Annotated in this window: 2 tRNA genes; both read left to right on the top strand. The window is 39.4% G+C overall.

The window, feature by feature from the left end:
* Nucleotides 1-55 precede the first annotated feature (55 nt).
* Nucleotides 56-132 (top strand) — tRNA-Ile (locus HMPREF2813_RS08280).
* A gap of 85 nt (nt 133-217) precedes the next feature.
* Nucleotides 218-293, top strand: a tRNA-Ala gene (locus HMPREF2813_RS08275).
* Nucleotides 294-393 lie beyond the last annotated feature (100 nt).

Genomic DNA, 393 nt, shown 5'->3' with positions numbered 1-393 from the left:
TCACACAGATTGGCTGATAGTTGTAGACAAATGAGCAGAAGAAAACATTACCCTTGGGTCTGTAGCTCAGGTGGTTAGAGCGCACCCCTGATAAGGGTGAGGTCGGTGGTTCAAGTCCACTCAGACCCACCACTCTGAGAGTGAGTGAAACGAAAGGTGTAGTGTAAATAACTAATAACTAAGACATAAATGATTAGTTATTAAATTATGATGAAATGGGGATATAGCTCAGCTGGGAGAGCGCCTGCCTTGCACGCAGGAGGTCAGCGGTTCGATCCCGCTTATCTCCACCACTTATCATCGTTAAGTAAATTAGAAAAGGACAAATTAATAAAGTATTAAGGTAGTGATTAAGCTATTTTAAATATTAGGTTATTTTATTATTAGTTTTAA

The sequence above is a fragment of the Haemophilus sp. HMSC066A11 genome (assembly GCF_001811665.1).
GTDB lineage: Bacteria > Pseudomonadota > Gammaproteobacteria > Enterobacterales > Pasteurellaceae > Haemophilus > Haemophilus influenzae.
This window is presented reverse-complemented; position numbering and strand designations above follow the sequence as displayed.